The 3279-nt window shown below is 36.5% G+C and carries 6 protein-coding genes; all 6 read right to left on the reverse strand.

Annotation, left to right across the window (positions count from 1 at the left end; translation table 11 throughout):
• Nucleotides 1-759, reverse strand: a 759-nt coding sequence (locus HY841_07075; GenBank protein MBI4930506.1) for a hypothetical protein, incomplete at its 3' end; no start/stop codon positions are given.
• A gap of 118 nt (nt 760-877) precedes the next feature.
• Nucleotides 878-1120 (reverse strand): hypothetical protein, encoded by a 243-nt coding sequence (locus HY841_07080; GenBank protein ID MBI4930507.1) that lies wholly within the window; start codon nt 1118-1120, stop codon nt 878-880.
• Nucleotides 1121-1168: 48 nt separating this feature from the next.
• Nucleotides 1169-1498 carry a helix-turn-helix domain-containing protein gene (locus tag HY841_07085; protein ID MBI4930508.1) on the reverse strand — a complete coding sequence of 110 codons (330 nt, stop codon included), beginning with the start codon at nt 1496-1498 and terminating at the stop codon, nt 1169-1171.
• A 93-nt stretch (nt 1499-1591) separates the two neighbouring features.
• Nucleotides 1592-2347 carry a hypothetical protein gene (locus tag HY841_07090; protein MBI4930509.1) on the reverse strand — a complete coding sequence of 252 codons (756 nt, stop codon included), beginning with the start codon at nt 2345-2347 and terminating at the stop codon, nt 1592-1594.
• A gap of 16 nt (nt 2348-2363) precedes the next feature.
• Nucleotides 2364-3026: a hypothetical protein gene (locus tag HY841_07095; protein MBI4930510.1), complete on the reverse strand. Its 663-nt coding sequence runs from the start codon at nt 3024-3026 to the stop codon at nt 2364-2366.
• A 63-nt stretch (nt 3027-3089) separates the two neighbouring features.
• Nucleotides 3090-3279 (reverse strand): tyrosine-type recombinase/integrase (locus HY841_07100; GenBank protein MBI4930511.1); only part of this gene is annotated, 190 nt, incomplete at its 5' end.

Here is a 3279-nt window from a genome sequence, read left to right on the forward strand (position 1 = left end):
AGGTATGATTTGTTTCTCTTGTGCTTTCTTTTTGAAAAAATCCATTTGCATACCAAGTTCATAAAGTGATGGTTTATGCTGAACGGTTTCAAATTGCTGAATACCATTTAGCTTTTTCTGCGCCTCATCATAAATTTTCTTTGCTGTCGTCCTCATTTCTTCGAGTTTAATTTTATTTCCGGCTAAAGAAAAAATATTTTCATTTATTTCGGATTCACGCGCATCACGAGTTAAAGATTCAGAGGTTTCATCCCAAAACGTATCATCCAAATCCATCATTTCCATGCTGCGGTTCGCATATCGTTTGGGTTTTATTTTACCTTTTAGTTTGCTTTTTTCAATTTCCCAATCGGCTATTTTGCTTTCGCAAGTAGTCAGGAGGTTTTCGACCCGCTTTAAATCGGATTCTGCCTTTTCTTTTTTCGTGAGCGCATCTTTATATGATTGCGTTTCTTTAGTCACCTGCTTGGCTACAACAGGCGTTTTTATCATCGGAGCCGTTGTCTGTTTGACATCATTGACGTTACTAACGTCATTTGTCGTCTTGTTTTCAATAACTCCGCGCAAACCATCGAGTGGTTTTTCGACCTGCGGTTTAACTTGTTCTTTGTCGGGAACGGATTTTAATTCAGTAGATTTATTCTTGCCTTTATTTTCTTCCCAATGATGCGCCTTGCAGGAGTTGTGGCAAAATTTTGAATCTGCTCGCTTGTCAGGAGGAATTGCTCCACCACAATACAAACATTTTCTTGTCTTCATTTTATATTCTCTCGATTCTGACATAGGCTTTGATGTCAATGATGTTAGTGACGTCATGATTTTTCTTTTTAAAAGAGGTGAGAAATTTTCTCACCTCTTTAGTTAATGATGCTGCTGATTACTTTTCGGTTTCCTCTTCTTCTTCCTCATCCTTTTCTTCATCCATCTCTTCACGGATTTTTTCGAGAACTTTTTCGAGTTCGTCCACTTCATTGTTTTCTTCGCGTTCGTAGCTCACCTCCACTACGATTTCTCCTTCTGTTGTAGTTCCTGTAACGGTGTTGTCCAGGTGGCGGCTCGCCATTGCATCAGTGAACTCTAACATTGCTTCTGATGGCACAAGAAATTCTGCTTTTCTCATTTGATTTAGATTTTAATTGTTAAACATTGATTTGATTGTTTTGTTTTTTCATGCTGCTTTCTTCATCGTAAAAGTGATTGCCTCACTTTCGATTTCGTCATGTGTTTTTACTTTCCCCTGCGTAATCCACTCCTGCAACTCAGATAAATGGAAATAGAGTTTATTTCCTTTCTTGAAATGGGGAACAAGTTTTCGGGAAGTTTTTTCGTACAGCGTGGTAATTTTCAGCTTGAGAAATTCGGCTGCTTGCTGTACATCGAGAATTTCAGGCAACTGTTTTTTCGTTGCGCCCAGTTGCTCTGGTAAGATTTCTTTCAGCGCATCCTTGAGGAATTCCTTGAACTCTTGCTCGGAAATGTTGGTTAAAAATTGTATCATCTTTGTTACGGATTATTGGTTTATCCGCGACAAAGATTTTGCTATTTTTTTGGTTTTGTTCGGTACTTGAGGGTTCAGGAAGGGTGGATTCTTCTATTCCTCTGGCATTATCTCTTTATCAATCAGCTTCTGAATGTCAGTTAATGTCTGTAATAGAGCGGTAATGTTTTTTTGCGTAGCAATTCGCGCCAGTTCCGATTTATTCAGGTTTTGCCGTATGGTATCTGCGCTGTACCCGGTGAGTATTGAAAATGCCTGACCAGTTTCCTTATTATTAAGGTATTCATCTTTCAGGATTACTTGTGTTTTGCGAAGGCAATAAATTAAAAGAGCAGTTTGTTCCTGATTGAGCCGCGTTGCTTTATCATCACGCTCGCGTTTGATTTTGCCTTTGGTTTTTATTTTTTCAGTTCCGCTTATCTCCTCTTTGCTTCCTTCAGGCTCTAACTGAAGGGCAAGCATTTCTTTTTGCAGTATAAACTGGCTGACCGCCCATTTCAAAAAAATTTCAAGTTCTTCCTTCGTGAAAAAATTATCACTGCTTCCCGCATCTTTTACTTTCAGCTCATATTGCAGGTTAATATGCTTGAGGGATTCCGCGCTAAAGTATTCGATGGGATTTACGTTATAAAAATTCACCAAACGCTTCCCGAATTTTTTCTGCAATTCGCCCACTATCTTTTGCACGCTGTCATAATCAACAGAATCTTTCAGATGATTTTTTGCGATTGCAAGCAAAGAATCCGTAATGTCAATTTGCTCCGATGCCGAAAATCCTTCAAGTGATTTCTTCAGGTCATGGTGAAATTTTATTTGGTACTGTCGGAAGAATTTATTTCGGTCAAACATGATTTATAATTTTAAATTATTTATCCATTAATTCAAGTGTCTTTTCAATATATGTTTTTGATATGTCGCAAAAATTTAAGAGGTATAATTTATCCTTGATGTGAAAATCTCCGTTGTCATCAAGAGAAAAACTCGCATTAGTAGAAACAATAGGGAATAACTTCTGTTCATTCATAGGACGATTTTTTTCTGCTATGATACTTGAATTATTGTGAACAATAGCGTTACGAACTTTTTGGTATTTGGTCAAGCCTTCCCATTCTGTATTTAAACTGTGCATATCAATACCAAAACATTTCTCCAAATATGTTTTTCCTCTTTGAATATAGTTTTGACCTCCCAAATCGGAAACACTTAACTTAAATCCCTTTTGCTGTTGGTAGGCTTCGCATATCGTTTTAAAATCACCTTCAAATTTGGAATAAATAAAAATAAATGTGGCATTGTAAAAATATTTAGGAATGCTGACTTTATTTATTTCATGTACAACAGATTTCATAAAGGTCGAAAAGAACCCTTCATTTTTTCTTTGCTCCTCAAGTTTAGCTTCGTAACTCGTTAAGTCTTTTTCAATATTTGAAGACATTGCATTGATATAGATTTTTAAATAATCATACGGAAGAGTTATGGATGCTTTGTATATAGTATTTAAAAAACTATTGGTTGTTTCTTTGTCCATTTTATAAGAATTTAATTCAAATTTAAGAAAACCTCATAGATGATATTGATATGTTGAAAATTGTCATGCAACTTTTGAGAGATTTACCCTTAGTTTCGGAAGGGCTTTTACAGCTGCTGATTTTTTTCTATCCCTCACGTGCGCGTAAATCTGAGTTGAGTTTATATTTTTATGCCCAAGCAGCTTTGAAACTGTCCATAAATCTCCATCGGGGCAATTCTCCAAAACATTTGTGGCGAAAGTATGGCGACCA

It is taken from the genome of Bacteroidota bacterium (genome assembly GCA_016213405.1).
Taxonomy (GTDB): domain Bacteria; phylum Bacteroidota; class Bacteroidia; order Palsa-948; family Palsa-948; genus Palsa-948.